General features: G+C 49.8%; 20 protein-coding genes. 9 read left to right on the top strand and 11 right to left on the bottom strand.

The genetic code is table 11. The features are described 5' to 3' along the window. Positions 1-11: 11 nt before the first annotated feature. The 6 genes from BRW83_RS00915 to ettA all read right to left on the bottom strand — a co-directional run bounded on the left by BRW83_RS00915 (position 12) and on the right by ettA (position 5,544). The gene (locus BRW83_RS00915) at positions 12-647 is read right to left on the bottom strand and encodes an MlaC/ttg2D family ABC transporter substrate-binding protein (RefSeq protein ID WP_005882399.1); all 636 of its coding nucleotides are present in this window, start codon (positions 645-647) and stop codon (positions 12-14) included. A 34-nt stretch (positions 648-681) separates the two neighbouring features. Further along, positions 682-1,659: an MlaA family lipoprotein gene (locus tag BRW83_RS00910; RefSeq protein ID WP_005882401.1), complete on the bottom strand. Its 978-nt coding sequence runs from the start codon at positions 1,657-1,659 to the stop codon at positions 682-684. A gap of 11 nt (positions 1,660-1,670) precedes the next feature. Continuing rightward, positions 1,671-2,126: an outer membrane lipid asymmetry maintenance protein MlaD gene (mlaD, locus tag BRW83_RS00905; RefSeq protein ID WP_005882403.1), complete on the bottom strand. Its 456-nt coding sequence runs from the start codon at positions 2,124-2,126 to the stop codon at positions 1,671-1,673. 85 nt (positions 2,127-2,211) lie between these two features. Then, the gene (gene mlaE, locus BRW83_RS00900; RefSeq protein ID WP_005882405.1) at positions 2,212-2,988 is read right to left on the bottom strand and encodes a lipid asymmetry maintenance ABC transporter permease subunit MlaE; all 777 of its coding nucleotides are present in this window, start codon (positions 2,986-2,988) and stop codon (positions 2,212-2,214) included. Continuing rightward, positions 2,985-3,788, bottom strand: a complete 804-nt coding sequence (locus BRW83_RS00895) for an ABC transporter ATP-binding protein (protein WP_036604109.1) — start codon at positions 3,786-3,788, stop codon at positions 2,985-2,987. Before BRW83_RS00895 ends, mlaE begins: the two co-directional genes overlap by 4 nt. Positions 3,789-3,876: 88 nt before the next feature. Then, positions 3,877-5,544 (bottom strand): energy-dependent translational throttle protein EttA, encoded by a 1,668-nt coding sequence (ettA, locus tag BRW83_RS00890; protein ID WP_005882410.1) that lies wholly within the window; start codon positions 5,542-5,544, stop codon positions 3,877-3,879. A gap of 228 nt (positions 5,545-5,772) precedes the next feature. Here ettA and BRW83_RS00885 point away from each other — a divergent pair, with 228 nt between their 5' ends. Both BRW83_RS00885 and BRW83_RS00880 read left to right on the top strand, forming a co-directional pair. Next, complete coding sequence (locus BRW83_RS00885) at positions 5,773-7,650, top strand: potassium transporter Kup (RefSeq protein WP_005882412.1); 1,878 nt, start codon at positions 5,773-5,775, stop codon at positions 7,648-7,650. A gap of 216 nt (positions 7,651-7,866) precedes the next feature. Then, positions 7,867-10,287 carry a sensor domain-containing diguanylate cyclase gene (locus BRW83_RS00880; RefSeq protein WP_005882414.1) on the top strand — a complete coding sequence of 807 codons (2,421 nt, stop codon included), beginning with the start codon at positions 7,867-7,869 and terminating at the stop codon, positions 10,285-10,287. 108 nt (positions 10,288-10,395) lie between these two features. Here BRW83_RS00880 and BRW83_RS00875 read toward each other — a convergent pair whose 3' ends face one another. Both BRW83_RS00875 and rsmI read right to left on the bottom strand, forming a co-directional pair. After that, the gene (locus tag BRW83_RS00875; RefSeq protein WP_036603315.1) at positions 10,396-11,178 is read right to left on the bottom strand and encodes an EFR1 family ferrodoxin; all 783 of its coding nucleotides are present in this window, start codon (positions 11,176-11,178) and stop codon (positions 10,396-10,398) included. A gap of 113 nt (positions 11,179-11,291) precedes the next feature. Beyond that, entirely contained in the window at positions 11,292-12,158 is an 867-nt protein-coding gene (gene rsmI, locus BRW83_RS00870; protein ID WP_086131730.1) for a 16S rRNA (cytidine(1402)-2'-O)-methyltransferase, read from the bottom strand. 126 nt (positions 12,159-12,284) lie between these two features. On the opposite strand from rsmI, the gene BRW83_RS00865 reads away from it, so the two are divergent. Genes BRW83_RS00865 through BRW83_RS00855 form a run of 3 tightly spaced genes read left to right on the top strand, consistent with a single transcriptional unit; the run spans position 12,285 to position 13,958 of the window. Beyond that, a complete protein-coding gene (locus tag BRW83_RS00865) occupies positions 12,285-12,668 on the top strand; it encodes a YraN family protein (RefSeq protein ID WP_036603318.1) in 384 nt (127 codons plus the stop codon). A 20-nt stretch (positions 12,669-12,688) separates the two neighbouring features. Continuing rightward, a complete protein-coding gene (locus tag BRW83_RS00860; protein ID WP_005882423.1) occupies positions 12,689-13,285 on the top strand; it encodes a phosphoheptose isomerase in 597 nt (198 codons plus the stop codon). Beyond that, a complete protein-coding gene (locus BRW83_RS00855) occupies positions 13,272-13,958 on the top strand; it encodes a BON domain-containing protein (RefSeq protein WP_050757803.1) in 687 nt (228 codons plus the stop codon). Before BRW83_RS00860 ends, BRW83_RS00855 begins: the two co-directional genes overlap by 14 nt. Positions 13,959-14,015: 57 nt before the next feature. Here BRW83_RS00855 and waaC read toward each other — a convergent pair whose 3' ends face one another. Together waaC and BRW83_RS00845 are read right to left on the bottom strand one after the other, a co-directional pair. Beyond that, positions 14,016-14,999: a lipopolysaccharide heptosyltransferase I gene (gene waaC / locus BRW83_RS00850; RefSeq protein ID WP_036603319.1), complete on the bottom strand. Its 984-nt coding sequence runs from the start codon at positions 14,997-14,999 to the stop codon at positions 14,016-14,018. A 29-nt stretch (positions 15,000-15,028) separates the two neighbouring features. After that, positions 15,029-15,625: a 5-formyltetrahydrofolate cyclo-ligase gene (locus BRW83_RS00845; RefSeq protein WP_005882428.1), complete on the bottom strand. Its 597-nt coding sequence runs from the start codon at positions 15,623-15,625 to the stop codon at positions 15,029-15,031. Between the two features lie 3 nt (positions 15,626-15,628). Here BRW83_RS00845 and BRW83_RS00840 point away from each other — a divergent pair, with 3 nt between their 5' ends. From BRW83_RS00840 to BRW83_RS00830, 3 genes are all read left to right on the top strand, one after another. Next, on the top strand, positions 15,629-17,578 hold the full coding sequence (locus tag BRW83_RS00840) for a lytic transglycosylase domain-containing protein (protein WP_005882430.1): 1,950 nt from the start codon (positions 15,629-15,631) through the stop codon (positions 17,576-17,578). Between the two features lie 196 nt (positions 17,579-17,774). Beyond that, a complete protein-coding gene (locus BRW83_RS00835) occupies positions 17,775-19,061 on the top strand; it encodes a multifunctional CCA addition/repair protein (protein WP_050757755.1) in 1,287 nt (428 codons plus the stop codon). 105 nt (positions 19,062-19,166) lie between these two features. Then, positions 19,167-19,826, top strand: a complete 660-nt coding sequence (locus BRW83_RS00830) for a GNAT family N-acetyltransferase (protein ID WP_005882433.1) — start codon at positions 19,167-19,169, stop codon at positions 19,824-19,826. Here BRW83_RS00830 and BRW83_RS11835 read toward each other — a convergent pair. Next, a complete protein-coding gene (locus BRW83_RS11835) occupies positions 19,820-19,996 on the bottom strand; it encodes a hypothetical protein (protein WP_005882435.1) in 177 nt (58 codons plus the stop codon). The genes BRW83_RS00830 and BRW83_RS11835 overlap by 7 nt on opposite strands. Before the next feature lie 71 nt (positions 19,997-20,067). On the opposite strand from BRW83_RS11835, the gene BRW83_RS00825 reads away from it, so the two are divergent. Beyond that, positions 20,068-21,078 (top strand): MBL fold metallo-hydrolase, encoded by a 1,011-nt coding sequence (locus BRW83_RS00825; protein ID WP_036603324.1) that lies wholly within the window; start codon positions 20,068-20,070, stop codon positions 21,076-21,078. Positions 21,079-21,087: the final 9 nt, after the last annotated feature.

Raw genomic sequence — 21,087 nt, 5'->3', positions numbered from 1 at the left:
CAAAGTTAGTATCAATTAGCGGCTTTGCCAGCGGCAAGCTGTTTGTTTTTCTGGGCCAGGGTACGAATCAGGCCATCAATACCGCTACGGCTGATTTCGCTGGCGAAGGTGCCCTTGTACGTTTCGACAAGCCATGCACCCAGAACGTTGATGTCATAGATTTTCCAGCCGTTTGCCGTTTTGGACAAACGATAGCTCAATTCAATAGGTTCGCCACCACGAGGCTGGATGATACGGGTTTGTACGACAACTTCAGTAGCGTTAGGTGCCATACGTACAGGTTTGAATTCAACTCTCTGGTTGTCGACTTTGGTAATGGCATTCGAATAGGTATGAACCAGCAGATCGCGGAATTCATTGGTCAGCTGGGTTTTCTGGGCAGGAGTAGCCTGACGCCAGTACCGGCCTGCAGCCAGAGCGGTCATACGTTGAAAATCGACGTACGGGAAAATTTTCTTTTGAACAAAAGCGTAAATCTGTTTTTGATTGCCTTTTTTGAGTTCTTTATTGGTTTTTGCCGTATCGATGACTTCCTTGCTGATACGTTTGATCAGTGCATCAGGAGCTTCCATCGCATGGGCGGATGCGGAAAAGCCCAATACGCAAACAGCCATCAGGAGGACAAACCAGTTTTTCAGGATTTTCATTTTGGGTTATAAAAAATAATAATGAATACAATACTTAAATAACTGAATCCGTTTTGCCGGATTCATTCTGTGATACATCGATAAGCGTTTCGTTTTTGCTGATGACCGGTTTGACAATGACCTGTTCAGCCTTGTTTTCTGACACCACTGGCTTGACGATGGCAGAGTCAGTCATGTTTTCGGATATAAGCGGTTTGACGATAGCAGAATCAGCCTTGTTTTCCGTTACGACCGGTTTGACAATCGCTTCGGTTTGTTCAGCGTCAGTATCGGATTTCAGAGCCGGATCGGCGGAAGTCAATTCAACCCATTCATCGCTGGTATCGGCCGCTTCACCATGAACCTGCTTGTAACGACGCTGGAGATATGCGTCGCGCATGAATTCATATTTGTCGAGAGCGGCATCGTCGACAAGAGAAGACGCATCCAGCAAGGCGGCACGGTAATTGACGGCTCTCACGATAAGACCGGCATTACGAAGCCGGACATTGTCGACATAGCTCCATGCATCGCCATACCATTCGGCAGGGAGTGCAATTGTGTCACGCAAGGTAGATGGTCCAATGAGAGGCAAAACAACGTAAGGACCTGCTTCCATACCCCATACACCGAGAGTCTGGCCGAAATCGGCACGATATTTCGGCATATTGAGATTCGATGCGACGTCAATGACGCCGCCGAGTCCGAAAACGGAGTTAACCATCACACGGGCGACATCGGTCATCCCTTTTTCACCCTGACCCTGCAGCAGATTGTTGAATGCATACCAGACGTCGTTGATGTTGCCGAAGAAATTGGTCACTATTGTCTGGGCAAAGTCGGGCATGACAGTGTCGTAAAGCATGGCCAAAGGCTTGAACGCCGTATGGTCGAAAGCTTCATTGACGTTGAACATGACCCGGTTGTAGTTTTCAAACGGGTCGTTCGGGTTTTTGGTGGCACAACCCGTCATGATGCAGACAGAAGCCATAATGGCAACTGCGGGCTTGGCAAGTCGTTTCAAATAACTCATTTAGGTTACCCTTATTCTGTAGCCTTACTGTAAATAAACTGGCTGATCAGGTTTTCCAGAACGATCGCGGATTGCGTCATCTGGATTTGATCGCCTGATGCAAGATATGTTTCATCACCGCCGGGTTCAATGCCGATGTATTGCTCACCCAACAGGCCGGATGTCAAAATTTTTGCACTGCTGTCTTTCGGAAATTTGTATTTTTCCTGCAATTGAAGTGTCACGAGTGCACGATAATCCTGATCGTCAAACGAGATATCGCCGACCCGGCCGACAACAACACCGGCGCTTTTGACTGGCGCGCGTGGCTTCAGTCCGCCGATGTTATCGAATCGGGAAGAGACAGTGTACGTTTTGTCAAAGGAAAGCGAGCTCATGTTACCTGCTTTCAGGGCAAGAAACATCAAGGCTGCCGCTCCCAGCAAAACAAAAAAACCGACCCAGATATCCAATGGTTTACGTTGCATGAACAAACCCTCTATCGATGCTCCGCGCTTTCAATAAAACTTATTATAGGTTGAATGTGTTTTATTCGTAAGCGCCGATTAAAAATTAGTTAAACATTAAGGCTGTCATGATGAAATCCAGCCACAAAACAAGTAAAGACGAGTACACAACAGTTCTTGTTGTCGCGCTTGAAACACCTTCAGGAGTCGGCCGGGCTTCGTATCCCTGAAACAGGGCCATGAAGGTGACGGCAAAACCGAATACAAGACTTTTGATCACACCATTACCGATATCGTTCCATATATCGACACCCTGCTGCATTTGTGACCAGAAAGCACCATCGTCCACCCCGATCAATACGACACCGACAATGTAGCCGCCGATCACACCGGCTGCACTGAACAGGGTCGCCAGCAAGGGCATTGAGATAATACCGGCCCAGAAGCGTGGAGCAAGAATGCGATCTACCGGATTGACGGCCATCATGTCCATGGCAGCCAGCTGTTCCCCGGCTTTCATCAATCCTATTTCGGCTGTCAGCGAGGTTCCGGCACGTCCTGCATAAAGCAGGGCCGTTACGACAGGCCCCAGTTCACGTGTGAGTGAAAGCGCAACCATAACCCCCAAAGCCTGTTCGGAACCGTAACGGATCAGGATGTAATAGCCCTGAAGCCCGAGAACGAAACCGACGAACAGGCCGGATACACAGATAATCAGGAGCGATTTGTTACCGATGAAAAAAATTTGGTCAGTAATGAGCCGCGGCCGTTTCAAAATCTGGGGGAGTGCCTTAAACATTGTCGCGAAAATACGGGTGGCGTAACCGATGTTGTCGATCAGTTTTCGTGTCTTGTACCCCAGATTGCTGACGAAATTGCTCATGATGCTTTCTCCAGTCCGAGGTCCTCTGCAAAAGAGGGACCCGGGTAATGGAAAGGAACCGGACCGTCGGTTTCGGCATGGACGAATTGCCGTACATAAGGATCGGCCGATTCCATCATTTCAGCCGGTGTGCCTTCTGCCACGATTTTTCCTGAAGAGATGAAATAAACGTAGTCGGCAATGGAGAATGATTCCGTGACATCGTGTGACACCAGAACGGACGTCGAATGAAGTGCGTCGTTTAACTTGCGGATCAGGTTTGCCGTGACACCCATCGAGATAGGGTCCAGACCGGCAAACGGTTCATCATAAAGAATAAGCTGGGGATCAAGTGCAATGGCACGCGCCAGTGCGACACGTCGGGCCATACCACCGGAAATTTCACCCGGTTCCAGTTGGGCTGCATTGCGCAGTCCGACCGCATTCAGCTTCATCAGGACGAGATCCCGGATCAGTTCTTCGGGCAGGTCGGTCTGTTCCCGCAGGGGAAAGGCTACATTTTCAAAAACGGACAAATCAGTAAAGAGTGCGCCATATTGAAACAGCATCCCCATTTTACGACGCAATTTGTACAGTTCAGCCGTATCAAGGCCATTGACTTCCTCTCCATCGACCATAACCTGTCCCGCCCTGGCAAGCAACTGGCCACCGATCAGGCGCAATATAGTCGTTTTTCCCGAGCCGGAACCACCCATGATGGCAATTACTTTTCCACGTGGAAAAGTCATGTTGATGCCAGAGAGGATCTCGCGGTCTCCGTAACCGAAAACCAGATCGCGAATTTCGACTATATTGGACACGGTATGTTCTGATTTCAAAGAATAATCTTGTATTGTAATCCAGTGCCTGCAAAAGCAGCAAAGTTTTACAATTGACAGTTGCTTAAATTTAACGCGTCACGGGTTTGTAACGAATCCGTTTCGGTTTTGCCCCCTCTTCACCCAGACGTTTTTTCTTGTCTTCCTCATACTCCTGATAATTGCCTTCGAAGAATGTCACCTGCGAATCACCTTCGAAAGCAATGATATGCGTCGCGATACGGTCAAGGAACCAGCGGTCATGGGAAATCACGATGACACTGCCGGCAAACTCGAGCAGGGCGTCTTCCAGCGCACGCAATGTTTCGACATCCAGATCGTTTGATGGTTCGTCCAGAAGCAGGACATTTCCACCCATCATGAGTGTTTTGGCCAGATGCAAACGGCCTCTTTCACCACCGGAAAGATGGCCGACTTTCTTTTGCTGGTCGCTTCCCTTGAAATTGAAGCGTCCCAGATAGGCGCGGGCAGGCATTTCGAAGCGTCCGACGGTAATCAGGTCGGAACCGTTGCTGATGTCTTCAAAAACGGTTTTTTCGTTTTCAAGCGTTTCCCGTGACTGGTCGACCATCGATATTTTCGCCGTTTTGCCGATCAGTATTTCTCCCTGATCCGGTTTTTCTGTTCCGGTAATCATTTTGAAGAATGTCGATTTACCGGCTCCGTTCGGGCCGATGACGCCGACGATGGCACCCGCAGGAATAATGAAACTCAGATTGTCGATCAACAGGCGGTCCCCGAAACTCTTGCTGACGTTTTTGAATTCGATGACGTCATTGCCCAGCCTTTCAGCCACGGGAATGAAGATTTCCTGCGTTTCATTCCGTTTCTGGTATTCGTATTCGGAGAGTTCATTGAAACGGGAAAGACGGGCCTTGCTTTTCGCCTGCCGCCCTTTCGGGTTTTGCCTGACCCATTCCAGTTCCTTGGCTATTGTTTTCTGGCGAGCCGATTCTTTTTGTTCTTCCTGCTTCAAACGGATGTTTTTCTGGTCAAGCCATGAACTGTAGTTGCCTTTCCATGGAATACCCTGTCCCCGGTCGAGTTCCAGAATCCATTCGGCGGCATTGTCGAGGAAATACCGGTCATGGGTAATGGCAACGACCGTACCCGGGAAACGGTGGAGGAATTGTTCAAGCCATTCGACGGACTCGGCGTCGAGATGATTGGTCGGTTCGTCAAGCAACAGCATGTCCGGTTGTGACAGGAGGAGGCGGCAAAGTGCAACGCGTCTTTTTTCACCACCGGACAGAATTCTGATTTTTGAATCCCAAGGAGGCAGGCGCAATGCGTCTGCTGCCATTTCCATCTGCTGCTCGATTTTGCTGCCATCCGCGGCAGCGATAATCGCTTCCAGTTTTGCCTGTTCGCTGGCCAATGCGTCGAAGTCGGCATCGGGTTCGGCATAGGCAGCATAGACGGCATCCAGTTTTTGCTGTGCCTCGATTATTTCACCGAGTCCGCCTTCAACGGCTTCCCTGACGGTCTGCTCCGGATCGAGCAGTGGTTCCTGCGGCAGATAACCGATTTTAAGGCCAGCCATCGGAACGGCTTCGCCGATTATTTCCTGATCAAGACCCGCCATGATTTTCAGGAGGGTTGATTTGCCCGAGCCATTCAGACCCAGTACACCGATTTTGGCACCGGGAAAAAAGGAGAGTGAAATATCTTTCAGAATCTGACGTTTCGGCGGCACAATCTTGCCGACACGGTTCATCGTATAAACGTATTGAGCCATGGTGGAATAAAAATGGGTGAAATAATCATGCCGTACTGAATTTGATTCAGCCGGAAAACTTTAAAAATATCATGCGCTGCTCACTTGCGCAAACATAATAATGATGTCGTGTTTTACAGCAAATAGGATACATTCATGTATATTTAAATAAAAATAGACTGTATTAATTTGCATTTCGTGCGAGTTTATCCTATCGTGCGAACGTTACAGTAAGGATCAGGTACGGAATTGGCGATAAAACCGGAAAAACATGGCATGGCCGCAATGACGATCGCCGCGATCGGGATCGTTTACGGCGATATCGGGACCAGCCCCCTTTATACAATGAAAGCTGTTTTCATTGAAGAGCACGGTCTTGCCCTGATTCCGGAAAATATTATCGGGATTATTTCACTGATTATCTGGGGGCTGATTCTTGTCGTCGGCTTAAAGTACGTCTATATGATGCTGCGGGCCGACAACCGGGGCGAAGGCGGCATATTGGCGCTGGTTTCTCTGGCACACAAGTCCCTTCCCGACAAGTCGAAATGGCACTTGCCTCTCCTGATGCTCGGGGTTTTCGGAGCCGCCCTTTTCTACGGCGACAGTGTGATTACACCCGCCATTTCAGTGCTTTCGGCAACGGAAGGTCTTGAGGTCGCCACTCCTTTTTTCAAACCCTATATTGTTCCGATTGCCATTGCCATTCTGGTGGTGCTTTATGCCGTTCAATCGACCGGTACGGCCGGTATCGGCAAATTTGTCGGACCGGTCATGGTGATCTGGTTTCTCGCACTTGCCGCAATGGGGATCGCCAATATTATCGAATCGCCGCAGATTCTGGTTGCACTGAATCCGGTCAATGCCTGGGTATTCGTCCACAATAACGCAACAGTCGCCTTCGTTGCGCTGGGTGCGATCGTTCTGGCTTTTACCGGAGCCGAGGCTTTATATGCCGATATGGGTCATTTCGGGGCCGGCCCGATTCGCCGGGCATGGTTCATGCTCATTTTTCCTGCCCTTTCATTGAATTATCTTGGTCAGGGTGGCTTGTTGCTTTCCAATCCGGCGGCCATTTCCAACCCGTTTTTCCAGCAACTCGGTTCATGGAGCATTTATCCGCTGGTTTTCATTTCAACCATTGCGGTTGTGGTTGCATCTCAGGCGACCATTTCAGGCGCTTTTTCCATTACCCGTCAGGCAATCGGTCTGGGATTGTTTCCCAGAATGAAAATTATCCACACATCCGCTTCTGAAATCGGCCAGATCTATATGCCGACTGTAAACTGGCTTCAGATGATAGCGGTTTTGCTGGCAATTATCGGATTCGGCTCTTCCGACAATCTGGCCGGGGCATACGGTATTGCTGTGACCGGAACGATGACGATTACGACTGTGTTGCTGTTTTTCGTGATGCATTATCACTGGAAATGGAAACTCTTTCCGTGCCTGCTGATTTCGGCGGGTTTTTTCTTCGTCGACATTTTTCTCTTTTCTTCCAACGTTTTAAAGATCATGAGCGGAGGCTGGTTCCCGCTGGCACTGGGTGTTGCGCTCTATATCCTGATGCTGACATGGCGGCGCGGCAGAAAACTGGTCGGCGAAAGCCAGAAACGCCATGCCATTCCACTGGATTCCTTTTTGCAGTCACTGTTCTTTTCACCGCCACAGCGCGTCAAGGGAACGGCTGTTTTCCTTCGAGGTGAAAACGACGGTGTTCCGCAGGCATTGCTGCACAATCTTTCCCATAACAAGGTTTTGCACGAACGGGTCTTTTTCCTGACCATTCATACGGAAGAAGTGCCCTGGGTTCCTCGATGGGAACGTGTACAGATCAGGGAACTGAGCCATCAGTGCTATCAGATCGACGTACATTACGGTTTCAAAAACGAACCGGACATTCCAAAAGTGCTCGAACTGTGTCAGGAACACGGTTACAGCTTCGATATGATGTCCACCTCGTTTTTTGTTTCAAGACAGACGTTGATCCCGTCACCAAAATCAGGGATGGTCAAATGGCGTGAACACCTCTTCATCTGGATTTCGCGCAATGCACGCAGTGCGGCAGACTATTACCAGATTCCGACAAACCGGGTTATCGAGCTTGGCGCACGGGTTGAGATTTAAAAAGCGTCTCACGATCAATTTCCCTGAAAAGACTCCCTGTCGCAATTGAATAAACTCTCCGTTATACGTCTGGAGGAGGTTGTTTCGCCCGTGTCTGTATTTACTTCGTCTGTAATGGATAAGCCTTTTATGAAAACAGGACGACATCATAGGCAAAAGATTTGTTTTGTGGTGAAATGACCGAAAAAAGTTGCGTGAGAGAAAGGAATTCCAGAAATGCGGGTAGGAATCGGTTACAGCGATAATCCGGACAGTTTTGCTTCAGGAAAACAGGCAGCGTCAGAAGCGCTTTCAAAAGCAGGACAGGTCAAGCCATGCGATTTTGTTTTGCTTTTTTGCACCGCACGCCATGACCAGCAAAGTCTTCGGGACGGCGTCATCTCGGTTGTCGGGCTATCCCAACCCATTTACGGGGGCGGAGCCGTTGGAATTATTACCAATGACAAGTTCGGTTATGCTGGCGATCAGGTTGGTGTTGTCTGCTTCTGGCTTGAGGATAGTGCCTGCACGATATTGGTGGAAAATGACCTGGATCAGGGAGAAAAAGAGACCGGCATACGCCTTGGAAAACGTCTTTCAGACGCTGGCGTTACTTCTTCTTCCCCAATGCTGCTTTTCTATGATGCAGTAAACCGGTCGCATGGGGATGTCCGCCTGCTCATGGCGACATGGCTGGTAGAAGGACTGGAACAGGGCCTTGGTTTTTCTCCGGATGTGAATGGTGCAGGTATTCAGGGCGATCATGCCTGTAGTGCAACCCGGCAATATACCGGGGGAGGAATGGACAAACATGCCGTGATTTCCATGGCTTTTTCCGATGATATCCGGATGGACAGCGTTATCGTTCATGGCTGTCGTCCTGCTTCTCCCTACTATACCGTCACAAAGGCGGATGGGTCAGCCATTCTTGAAATTAACGGAAAGCCCGCACTCCAGTTTATGGATGAGTTGTTGAACTCTGCTGTGGCACCTGAAAACTATCCATTTTTCCTGTTGTTCGGGCTCAACCATGGTGAACGTTGGGGAGAATACAGTGAAGATCATTACGCCAGCAGGCTTTGCCTTGATATTGATAAAGAGCGGGGCGCCATTATCATGTTTGAGCCGGATATGACGGAAGGAACCGAGTTCCGGCTTATGTATCGCTCTCTGGAACTGGATTACATGAGGCCGAGAATCGAGAGTGTTTTTTCACGGCTGAATGGACGTGAACCTGTTTTCGCCGTTTATATAGATTGTGCCGGACGTTGTGCGGGATATGGCGGTATCGACATTGAGGATGCCCATGTTGTCCAGGAAATTGTAAAGGATCGGGTTCCTCTTCTGGGCCTTTATACCGGGGCGGAAATTTCGTCGATTGGTGGCCGTCCCCGCGGGCTGGACTGGACGGGTGTTTTTTGTGTGTTTTCAAAAGACAGGACTGGCAAGGCAAGCGCCTTGGGGAAAGAGAGCGGAATACGCTGGGAAACGGATGCGGTCAAGTCAGACAAGTCACAGGAAATTCCGCTTGAGGCTGTTTTAAAGCTATGTGAGCAAAATGCGGCCAAGATACTGGAGCTGGACACCCGTTCCATTGCCATTCGCCATGAACTGGAACACAAGCGCCGCGGGTTCAGCCTGTTGGCAGAGTTGTCGGTATCCCTTCGACAGGGAACGGCAACGGAAGATATTTTCATGCTGGCCACGCAACGTATCAATGCAGCGCTGAACATGCAAAAAACCGCGGTTCTGCTGTTGAACAAGGAAGGACAGTTTGTTTCACATGTCTTGCAGGGATACAGTCCGGATGAAAAAGACGCGCTTGCGGGACAGCCGATTGTCATGGATACAGAGTTTTTTGATCCGGAGAAGGCTGTACTCGTCACGGCAGAGGACAATCCAGGACGTTTTTCCGTTCTTCGTGACACTTTAGGTCTGCCTTACTTCATTTCCGTGCCTGTTGTGATTGAAAATGAGGTCGTCGCCATCCTGATTACCGGACGCATGGAAGAAATGCCCCCGTTTTTGTCCCGCCTCGGAAGCAGTGATGTGGAAACGCTTCAGGCCATCAGTTCTCTGCTGGCGACTGTCTGGGTCTACAGACGATTGGGTGACGCCACGAAACAGGCCCAATCTGACGGTTTGACAGGGCTTCTGAACCGCGGTGCATTCGAGATGCGCGCCATGGAAACCTTGCAGAGAAGCCTGACGGACGGACATGGCGTTATGCTTGCCATTATCGACTGTGATCACTTCAAACTGGTTAATGATACATATGGGCATCTGACCGGGGACAAGGTATTGAGTGCACTGGCAGACTGTTTGCGTGAAAACTTCAGGCAAGATGACCTTGTCTCGCGGATCGGAGGGGATGAATTCGCCATCTGTTGCAAGATAAGCTCCGGGGAAACAGGGGTCATCAATAAAATCGCACGATTGTCTGAAATCTGGAGCAAGACGCCATTTGAAACAGGCGAAGGCAAGACGATCTATTCAACGCTGAGCATAGGGATCGCTATTTCACCAGCGGATGGAACCGCTTATGACAAACTGTTTCATCATGCCGATATTGCCTTGTACAAGGCAAAACAGCAAGGACGCAACCAGTATGCAATATATGACGCAAACGATGATGGTCATTCATCCCTGATCCGGTGAAAGGGATGCACCGGATTGCTTCAGGACAGCTGCATGTCACTTTATCGGCTGAAGGGCCAGATGTTTTCGAATCTGGCCCAGTGTCTGTTTGCTACGTTTTTATTGTGTTTATACAAACACTTCAGGCTCCTTTCGCTGGCTGAACCGCTCGATGAATTTGCTCCTGAATTTTTCATAATCCGCCCCACGGTATTGTCTGGATTCATCGGGACAGACCGAGATACAGGCGCCGCAGGAAATACACAGGTTCTCATCAGTTGAAGTCGAGACATCGGTCAGGGTAATCGCTTCTACCGGGCAAATGTCAGCGCAGGTTCCGCAAACACTGCAATTGTCCCCTGAGGAAGGTTTCATCGGGACAGATTTGACTTCCTTGTAGGGAAAATTGCCTTTGATATCGAGGGGTGACAGATCGGAAGGAGAAGTAAGCGCTTCCAGTTTTTCAAGACAGCGTTTTGTGAATTCTTCAATCACTTTCAGGTCGCTGTCATCCGGACGGTCGGCAGCGACTTCCGGGAAGATGGAGTGGCGTGCGATGAATGCGCCTGCCCCGACGACAAAAAAACCGTTGGCTTCCAGCCGGTTTTTCAGTTCCAGGAGTGCATCGTCATATTCCCGGTTTCCATAAACGACAACGGCAATGGCCGGTGTATTTTTGCCTTTCAGATGGGTCAGACTCTCACTGCAGATGACGGGCAGTCTCCCGTTATAAACCGGCATGGCGACAACCGCCACGTTTTCTGACGGAACGACGGTTTCTTCCTTATATGGCTGTAAAAGAAGGTTGCGCCTGTTGTTGATGTCGGAAATGGTATTGCCTATGGTTTCGACAACTTTTCGGGTGGTTCCCGTTGCACTGAAATAAATGAGTTCCGCGTTGCTGAAATGCATAACCGTCTCCTTGCGAATGGTTGTCGAAAATGGGTTTTTCAAGATTATCCGGGCTGTCGCTTATGACAATCGGTGTCGTTTATAAATTTATTTTACAGACAATATTCAGGAATTCATTCCTCCTGTTTCAATTGCAGGGCAAGTTCATAAAGGCGGTTTTTCTTGTCACCGGTAATTTTTGCCGCAAGGCTGGCTGCGGTACTGACAGGCAATTCTTGCATCAGTATGGATAATACGCGGTGCGATTCGGTATTGATGTCGTCGGAAACGGGTTGGGCACCTTCGACCAATAATACAAATTCCCCTTTTTTATGATTTGGATCGCTTTTGAACCAGTCCATGACTTCAGCCATTGTGCAGCGATGGATTTCCTCGAACAGCTTGGTGAGTTCGCGTGCAATGACGATCCGGCGTGCAGGCTCGAAAATATCGGCCAGTGCATTCAGGGTTTCTTCAATCCGGTGTGGCGCTTCATAGAAAATAAGGGTCGCACGGGTGTCAGTCAGGGTTTTCAGGGCGTCTTTACGCTGCGCATTTTTTGTCGGTAAAAAACCGTAAAACAGGAAATGCTCATCCAGTAATCCTGAAGCCGAGAGTGCCGTGATGGCAGCTGAAGAGCCCGGAACAGGGACGACATTCAGTCCTGCTTCCCTGACGGCATCGACGATTCTGGCGCCCGGATCGGACACGGCAGGCGTCCCGGCATCGGAAACAAGCGCGATACGTTCTCCCCGTTTCAGGCGTTCGATCAGGTAGCCGGCCGCTTCCCTCTCATTATGTTTGTGAGCGCTCACTAATTCGGAAGACAGGCCATAGCCGGAAAGCAGCTGCTTGCTTGTCCGCGTATCTTCGCAGGCGATCAGATCGGCCAGTCCAAGAATATGCAATGCCCTCAGGCTGATGTCACCGATGTTTCCGATAGGAGTGGCGATCACATATAATGTTGAAGCAGGAACATTCTGATGAGATAAAGATTCCATTAACTGTTGGATGGACAAGAGTGACTCCTTTTTCAGACCGGTTTGGCTATCATTGACAGATTTTCCCCGAGCTCTTCGCTAAATACAAGCGGAAAATATGATCCGGTCGTTTGTATCGATTTGTTAATGAAAGCGTGGCAAGTGATTTCATCCTGTAAAATTTCAACGGATAAACAAGGTATTGGAAGTCAGGCTGAAGAAGATGCGTTACAATTTTTGCTTCGGAACGGACTAAATCTTCTTGAGCGGAATTACCGGTGCCGTTTCGGCGAGATCGATCTGATCATGCAGGATGGAGATGAGCTTGTCTTTGTCGAAGTCCGCAAACGGAAAAACATGGATTTCGGAGGCGCGGCCCAGAGTGTTTCGTATGCCAAGCAGTCCAGACTGATCAAAACGGCAAAGCATTTTCTGATGAAATACAGGCATCCTCCAGCCTGCCGGTTCGACGTGATTGCGATGGAAGGTGACAAATGTCAGTGGCTGAAAAATGTCATTGAAGCCGAATAGAACCTTTTACAAGAAATTAAATGAGAAACCAGAGAATATTAGGGCATTTTCTTGAAAGTGCCGAGTTGAAAAAACAGGCGGCTGAAGTGCTGGCCGATCCGATCGGGAATGCGGCCGACCTGATGTTTTCGGTCCTGACGCAGGGAAACAAGATTCTGGCATGTGGTAACGGGGGGTCGGCTGCCGATTGCCAGCATTTTGCTGCGGAACTGGTCGGACGGTTCGAAAAGGAGCGTCTCCCTTTGCCTGCCATGGCATTGACGACCGATTCGTCAATTATGACCGCGGTCGGCAATGATTACAGTTTCAGGGATGTGTTCACGAAACAGGTTCAGGCTTTTGGCCAGCCCGGTGATTTGTTGCTGGCCATTTCAACTTCCGGAAATTCCGCCAATGTCATGGATGCAATCGAGGCCGCTCACGACAGGGAAATGACCGTTGTCGCGCTGACCGGAAAAGGTGGTGGTGCGATTGGACAGATGTTGACCGAAAATGACGTGCATATTTGTGTGCCGCACGACAGGACGGCACGGATTCAGGAAGTTCATTTGTTGGTGATCCATTGCATTTGCGATGGAATCGATGCTGCATTATTCGGGGAGGATGTCGATGATTAAAGGGGTCTGGAAATATCGTCTGGCTGCGCTGGTACTGGGCGGTGCAATGTTGTGTTCATTGTCGGCCTGCGTTCCGGTCATGATGGTAGGTGGAACCGTCAGCGGTTCGATGGCGGCAACCGACCGCCGTACACTGGGAGCCCAGACGGAAGACAAGGTGATCAATCTCAAGGGTGAAAATCAGGCATCCAATATTGTCGGGGACAAGGGACACGTCAGCGTGACCAGTTTCAATCGTAAAGTCCTGCTGACGGGAGAAGTGCCGAACGAGGCGATGAAACAGGCCGTCGGAAACGCTATTTCCCGGATCGACAATGTGGAATCCGTCGTCAACGAACTCGCGATTCTGGCGCCTTCCAGTTTCACATCGCGGTCCAACGATGCGTTCATTACAGGTAAGGTGTCCGCCAGTTTCGTCGATGCCAAGGATCTGTTTTCGAATTCACTGAAAACAGTGACTGAACGCGGAACGGTTTACCTGATGGGACTCGTCACCGAACGTGAAGGCAATCGTGCCGCACAAGTTGCGGGTGGCGTCAATGGTGTTCAGAAAGTGGTCAAGGTTTTCGAATATATCAGCGACGAACAGCTGCAAAAGCTTTCGACACTGTCGGCACCCAATAACGAGCAAGCAAAACCGGCTTCGACTGACACTAGGCAGTACGCCCAGTAAGGCTGTTCTTTTTGACAAAAACTGCCGCAACGGTTCAATAGGGTTGCGGCAGTTTTTTTATTGGATTTTTGAAAGCAGCGTTTCGACTGTTGTTTTCACTTCAGCCAGTGTCGGCACTTCATCGGGCCCCCCAAGACTGACGATATTGTCAGACCAGTCGGCACATGTCCGCCATCGGGGGATATTGCAATAGATCTGGACGGTCGGTTTGTCATATGCGGCAGCCAGATGCGAGAGGCCTGTGTCGACCCCCACGACAAAGCTGGCCTTTCCGGTCAGTAAAGCCGCATCCATAATGGAAAGACGCGGCAGGACTTTTGCATTGGGCAATGATGCCGCCAATGATGTGGCTTCATCGAATTCCTGCACCGAACCCCAGGGGAGAAGAATGCCAAGTCCCGATTTTTCCAGCAATTGCCCGATCTCGATCCAGTTTTGCCTTGGCCACTTCTTGGAATCACGCGACGTTCCGTGGAAGAAAACCGCATAAGGTTCGGATGGAAGCCAATCCGGATGTCCGTCAGGTACGGTCAAACCAAAGTCCGGTGGGGTATCGACGGTATAGCCAAGGGCCTGGGCGACAATTTCACGCCCACGCTGGACGACGTGTATATGTTTTTCAACCGAAATGCTTTTGTCGTGAAAAATGCGGGACAAGGGTTCATATCCCGAACCATCCGTCTTGTGAGCCAGTCCGATTTTCTTGCCTTTTTTTGTGGTATTGGCAAAACCCATGACCAGACCCGTCTTGATCAGCCCCTGTGTATCGAAAACGTAATCGTAAGAGCGGCTTCTCAACTGGTTCAGGAAAAGACTGAATTCTTTCCGGACTGAAGAGGAAAAAATGTTTTTCTTCCACCGGCGCAACGCGAATGGAATCACTTCATTGACATGTTTGTTCAGCCTGACCAGACCCACGTAAGATTCCTCAACAACCCAGTCGATGATGGCATCCGGATAATGACGATGGATGTCGGCCAGTACCGGCATGTTATGGACTACGTCTCCCAGAGAAGAGACACGGACAATGAGAATTCGCATCAGGACTTCAACAATTGGTAAAAAGAGAATTAAAGCACAATTCCCTGTTCAGTAATAACGCAATCGAGCGGAATGTCGTTTTCCTCTGCATCGAACGTTGTCGCCAGACAGGAATAGGCGACTCCGATTTTATGTGTTTCCGGATAAAGTGCCAGTGTCCGGTCAAAAAAACCGCCGCCGTATCCAAGACGGAAGCGTTTTTCAGTAAATCCCACACAGGGAATCAGCATGGCGACAGGCATGGGTACAGGTTTCAATACTTTCGGAACCGCTATGCCATAGTCACCCACGACCAGTTCATCGCCGGGTGACCAGCTGAAAAATTGCAAAGGCTGTTCTTTTCCTGATGTAATCGGCAATGACAAAGCCATTTTTGTGGATAATCCGGCATAGAGGACGTCAAGTTCAGGTTCGTTTCTGATCGGCAGATAAACGCCCAGTGACGAAAAGGCAAAGGACTCCAGGTATTTTGAAACTTGCTGGCTGATTTTCCGATCAAAATGCTTGCGTTCGTCCGGTTTGATTTCGCTTCGTAACTTCAAAAGTGAGCGACGCAATGTCCGTTTATCGCCAGCGGTCGTCGACGGCTCACCGTGCTTGTTGCTGTCTGATGGTGGTAAACTCATAAAATGGTAATCATCCAGAATAAAATTGAGAGGTCGGTCATGTGTGCAAAAATCAGGAGCTATTTGTTATTTGCAATGGTGTTTATGATTTTACCCTTTGCGCAGGCTTCGCAGGATTTAACGACCACTTCTGCACAGGATGAAGCATTCCGTCAATTGCGTGACGCATCAAGAAAACAGGACGTCGCACGTGCAAGTCGTCTGGCAGACAGTCTGCAAACCTACCCGGTTCCATCGTACGTCGATTATTATCGTCTGAAGTCGGATTTGCGCAATGCCAGTGAAGCACAAGTCGACGCTTACCTGAACAAATACAAGGGAGAAGCCATTGCCGACCGTTTGAGAAACGACTGGTTGCTGATTCAGGGCAAAAATGAAAACTGGGCCAGTTTCGACAGACACTTTCCCCTTTTCGAGCTGGCTGACGATACCCAGGTCAAGTGTTATGCGCTGCTGTCTGCCTCTGCAAAAGGCCAGAATGTTGCCGATGAGGCACGCAAACTGTTAACGACGCCCAAAAAATATGGTGAAGCCTGTTACACACTGGTGTCCGATCTGGCAGCTAAAAAACAGTTCAACGATGACGACGTCTGGTACCAGAGCAGGCTGGCAGGCGAATCCAGCATGACGGCTCTGGCGGCGCGCTTCGGTGTTCTGGCTGGTGCGGAAAAAACGGATATTTCCAGAGCGATCGAATTGCCTGCAACCGTATTGAGCCGGGGCGCAGGTTCGGACCGTTTGTCTCATGAAAAATTTCTGTTGGCACTTCAGAAAGTCGCCAAGAAAGATCAGGGACTGGCTGCACAATACCTGAATGACGCCTCTCCTGTTTTGAGCAAAAAAGAACAGGCTATCGGCTGGTCCGTGATCGCCCTGCCTGCTTCGATTGCCTTGTCCACCAATGCGCTGGAATACTGGAAAAAGGCGCAGTCGGCCAGTATTTCCCCTTACGCTCATGAATGGAAAGTCAGGACGGCCCTGCGCAAGGAAGACTGGAAACTGGTCAATGAATGGATCAACCAGATGCCGGTTTCACTTCAGAGAGAACCTTCATGGATTTACTGGAAAGGACGTGCGCAGCTGGCGATGGGACATAGGGACAGGGCACATAAACTGTTTGCGTCGATTGCCGACCAATATCATTTCTATGGACAGCTTGCACTGGAAGAACTGGGCAAGAAAATCGTTTCCCCTGTCAACAAACATCCCCTGAACCGTTCTGAAATTGCGACGATGGCCGCCAATCCGGGTTTTCAGCTGGCCCAGAAATTTTTCAGGATGAACTGGCGCTTTGAAGGTACACGGGAATGGAACTGGCAACTGCGCAAAATGAACGAACGCCAGTTACTGGCCGCAGCGGAATATGCCAAAGAAGTCAATCTTCTTGACAGAATGGTCAATACATCCGATCGCACGAAAAAAGAAGTGGATTTCAACCAGCGTTTCCCGACGCCGTTCAAGGAAAACATGAAGGTGGCAACCAATCAGCTGGGACTGGACATGGCCTGGACTTACGGGCTGATCCGGCAGGAATCCCGTTTCGTCATGAAAGCCCAATCCTCGGTTGGCGCATCCGGCCTGATGCAGGTGATGCCTGCGACAGCCAAATATGTCGCCAAAAAAATCGGTCTGGCCGACTATCATCATGGAAAAATCAACAGTGTCGATACCAATATATTGCTGGGGACGAATTACCTGAATATGGTTTTGAATGATCTGGGCGGTTCGCAAGTACTGGCAACGGCAGCTTACAATGCCGGGCCGAGAAGACCGAAGGCCTGGCGTTCCACTTTGTCCAGAACGGTTGACGGTGCCATTTTTGCTGAAACGATTCCGTTTACCGAAACGCGGGACTACGTCAAAAACGTCATGTCGAACGCGACCTACTATGCCGCCTTGTTCGAAAACCAGCCTCAATCCCTGAAACAGCGGCTTGGACGCATTTATCCATAATTGGCCGTGCCATGTCCGTGTCCGGCATGTTTTGCAAACATGCCGCATAATAGTCAAAACGGCCAGATTCACCTTTCAAAGTGATTGTCACTTCTTGTTACAACGAAACGGCAAGTAATCGTTTAAACTGGGAGGTGGACTGTTTTTTCAGGTTCATTGTGATGAACCCGACTCACTTTAGCGATATCGAAAAATCATGAAAATATATACCGTTGGTGGGGCTGTAAGAGATACGATCATGGGCTTGCCTGTGCACGACAGGGATTATGTCGTTGTCGGCTCGACTGTTGAAGAAATGCTTTCGCTGGGATTTACGCCTGTCGGCAAGGAATTTCCGGTTTTTCTCCATCCTGAAACGAAACAGGAATACGCGCTGGCACGTACGGAAAAGAAAGTCGCGCCGGGCTACAGGGGGTTCGTTTTTCACGCTTCCCCGGACGTGACACTGGAAGAAGATCTGTTGCGTAGAGACCTGACGATCAATGCGATGGCCATGTCTGAAGAAGGCGAAATCATTGATCCGTTCGGAGGCCGCAGGGATATTGAAAATCGGGTATTTCGGCATGTATCGGAAGCGTTTGCCGAAGATCCTGTCCGGATTCTGAGACTGGCCCGGTTTGCCGCCCGTTTCAGGGACTTTAGTGTTGCGCCCGAAACCATGGAACTGATGAAGAAAATGGTGACCGATGGCGAAGTGGACGCACTGGTTCCGGAAAGGGTCTGGAAAGAGCTGTCGCAGGGACTGATGGAGTCAATGCCGTCACGGATGATCCAGATCATGCACGATTGTGGCGCACTCGAGCGCATTTTCCCGGAAATCGAGGCTTTGTGGGAAGTCCCGCAACCGGAAAAATACCATCCGGAAATTTATGCGGGCAAGCATACCCTGCTGGCGCTGGATTACTCTGCCAAAATGAATTATCCGTTGACGGTTCGCTTTTCCGTTTTATTGCATGATCTCGGAAAAGGAACGACTCCGCCGAACCAGTGGCCTCATCATCGCGCCCATGAAGAACGGGGGGCTTCCATTGTCGACAATGTTTGCCGTCGCCTGCACGTTTCCAAGATGTTGAGGGATATTGCCGTGATGACGGCGAGGGAACATGGCAACATCCGGAGGAGTTCGGAATTGCGTTCCAAAACGGCGGTCATGGTGCTGGAGCGCTGCGATGCATTCAGGCGACCGGAACGTTTTATCGACGTGATCAATGCGACGGAATGTGATTTGCGCGGCAGGAAATCCGATACGGTCAGCTTTGAGGACATCGATTTTCCGCAAAGGGCTTACTGGATGATGGTATTGAACGCCGCCAGAAGTATTGACGCGGCAGCCATTATCCAGTCTATGGACGACGCCTCGGAAGAAATACCGCGTGCATTGCACAATGCCCGAGCCGATGCGGCGGCCGATGCCGTCAATGCCTGGCGGTTCGGACACATTAAAAAGGCCAGTGTTGCAGAAGCCAGTACATCTGCACAATAATTATTTGTAATTGTCAGAATTTCAGGTAAAGTCTCCACTTAAAATGAATTGTTGCAGTCAAAGATTGATGCTTTCGATTTAAAGTTTTTCGCTGGAGAAAACGGTATGAAGGAAGATCCTGTTGTATTCATCAAGGAACTGTCTGAACAGGATCGTCCTTTCATGCTGAACCATTTTCTGGGATTGAGTCCTGCAGACAGAAGATTGCGTTTCGGTGCGGCGTTGCCGGATGAAGCGGTCACGAAATACGTCAATGCCATCGACTTCAACAGGGATACCATTTTCGGTGTCTACGAAAGTACATTCAATCTTGTCGGCGTCGGCCACCTTGCTTTTCCATTGCCAGAAAATTTGCCTCCCAGTGAGGACGTGCAGCCAAACCGTGTCGCCGAATTCGGCGTTTCCGTTTCCGCGCCCATGCGCCGGAAAAACGTGGGTACCAAGCTATTTGACCGTGCGGCCATTCATTGCCGGAACAAGCATATCAATACCCTGTATATCCATTGCCTTGCCTCGAACCGGCCCATGATCTGCATTGCTGAAAAGGCGGGAATGGAAATTCATAAAGACCACGGGGAAGTGGATGGCTATCTGAAACTGCCCCACCCGGACACGGACAGCATCCGGCAGGAAAATGCGGAGGAAAGGGCCGCCATACTGGATTACGCCCTGAATGGCAAAATGAAGGAAGCGATGAAGTGGATCAAGAGGATCATCTCGCCGGAAAAGCATGACGCCTCGAAAACGTCGTCCGATCATCACTGAAGCCCTGTTTCTTTATTTCTGTCCCTGTTTAATGGCGTCTTTTTGTCCGGTCGGCTGATTGCGACAGGGTCGCTTGCCGGAAACGTTTCCTCCAGGGCTTCATCCAGATAATCATCGATACTTTTCAGATCGTCCTGATTATCCTTTACCGCTTTTTTCGTGTCAGGCATGCTTTTTCTCCTTTTGTATCCATCAGGCCATAAGGCTACAATTCTGTTTTTGATGATTGGCAGCCCGATTCATGACAGAAATCACTTACCCGTTTGACAGAATGGTTCCGGAAGGTTCCTCCGTAATGGAGGTCGCTCCGGGCATTTTATGGTTGCGCATGCCCTTGCCTTTCGTATTGAACCACGTCAATTTATGGCTGATTAAAGATGGGAACGGCTGGAGCGTCATCGATACCGGAGTGACCTGGAACAAGGCCAGGGAACTCTGGCGAGAGTGGTTAAAAAAATATCCGTTAACGCGTCAGATCGTGACGCATTATCACCCTGATCATGTCGGATTGTCCGGGTGGCTGGAACAGGAAACGGGCGCGTCCTTATGGATGACGCAGGGCGAATACCTCTGTGGTCTTGCTCTGGCAAATGACATGAGGAGTTATTCCATCGGGGCGATGGTCAAATTGTTCCGTCGGCATGGGCTCGATGATGACCGCCTAAATGCCTTGAAACAGCGTGGAAATGTTTACAAAAAAGGTTTTCCTCTCATTCCGTCAACATATCGCAGAATTTTCGACAATGACATGATCACAATAGGTGAGCATGAGTGGAAAGTGATTGTCGGATACGGCCACGCTCCCGAGCATGCTTCCTTTTACTGCAAAGAACGGAATGTCCTGATTTCCGGTGACATGCTTTTGCCGAGCATTTCAACCAACATTCCAGTGAAGGCGGCCAATCCCTATGGCAATCCGCTGAAAGATTTCCTGACTTCCTTGAGACGGTATCCGGATTTGCCCGAAGATACACTGGTACTGCCATCGCACGGACGTCCATTTATCGGAATTCATTTGCGCGTCAATCAACTTGAAAAGCATCATCAGAAAAGATGCGAGGTCTTGCTTGATGCCTGTTCCGTTCCGAAAACAGCCTGCGACATTTTACCGGTCTTGTTTGAGCGGGATATTGTCGATACCCATCAATGCATGTTTGCGATGGGGGAATCGATCGCGCACATGAACTATCTTGAAGAACAGAAAAAGCTGGTGCGCATCGAAGGCGATCCTGTCAGGTTCGTCAGATCATGAGAGATATGG

This window comes from Oxalobacter formigenes (assembly GCF_002127965.1).
GTDB classification, from domain to species: domain Bacteria; phylum Pseudomonadota; class Gammaproteobacteria; order Burkholderiales; family Burkholderiaceae_D; genus Oxalobacter; species Oxalobacter formigenes.
Note: the sequence above shows the minus strand (reverse complement) of the source record. Positions and strands in the feature narration are given on the sequence as shown.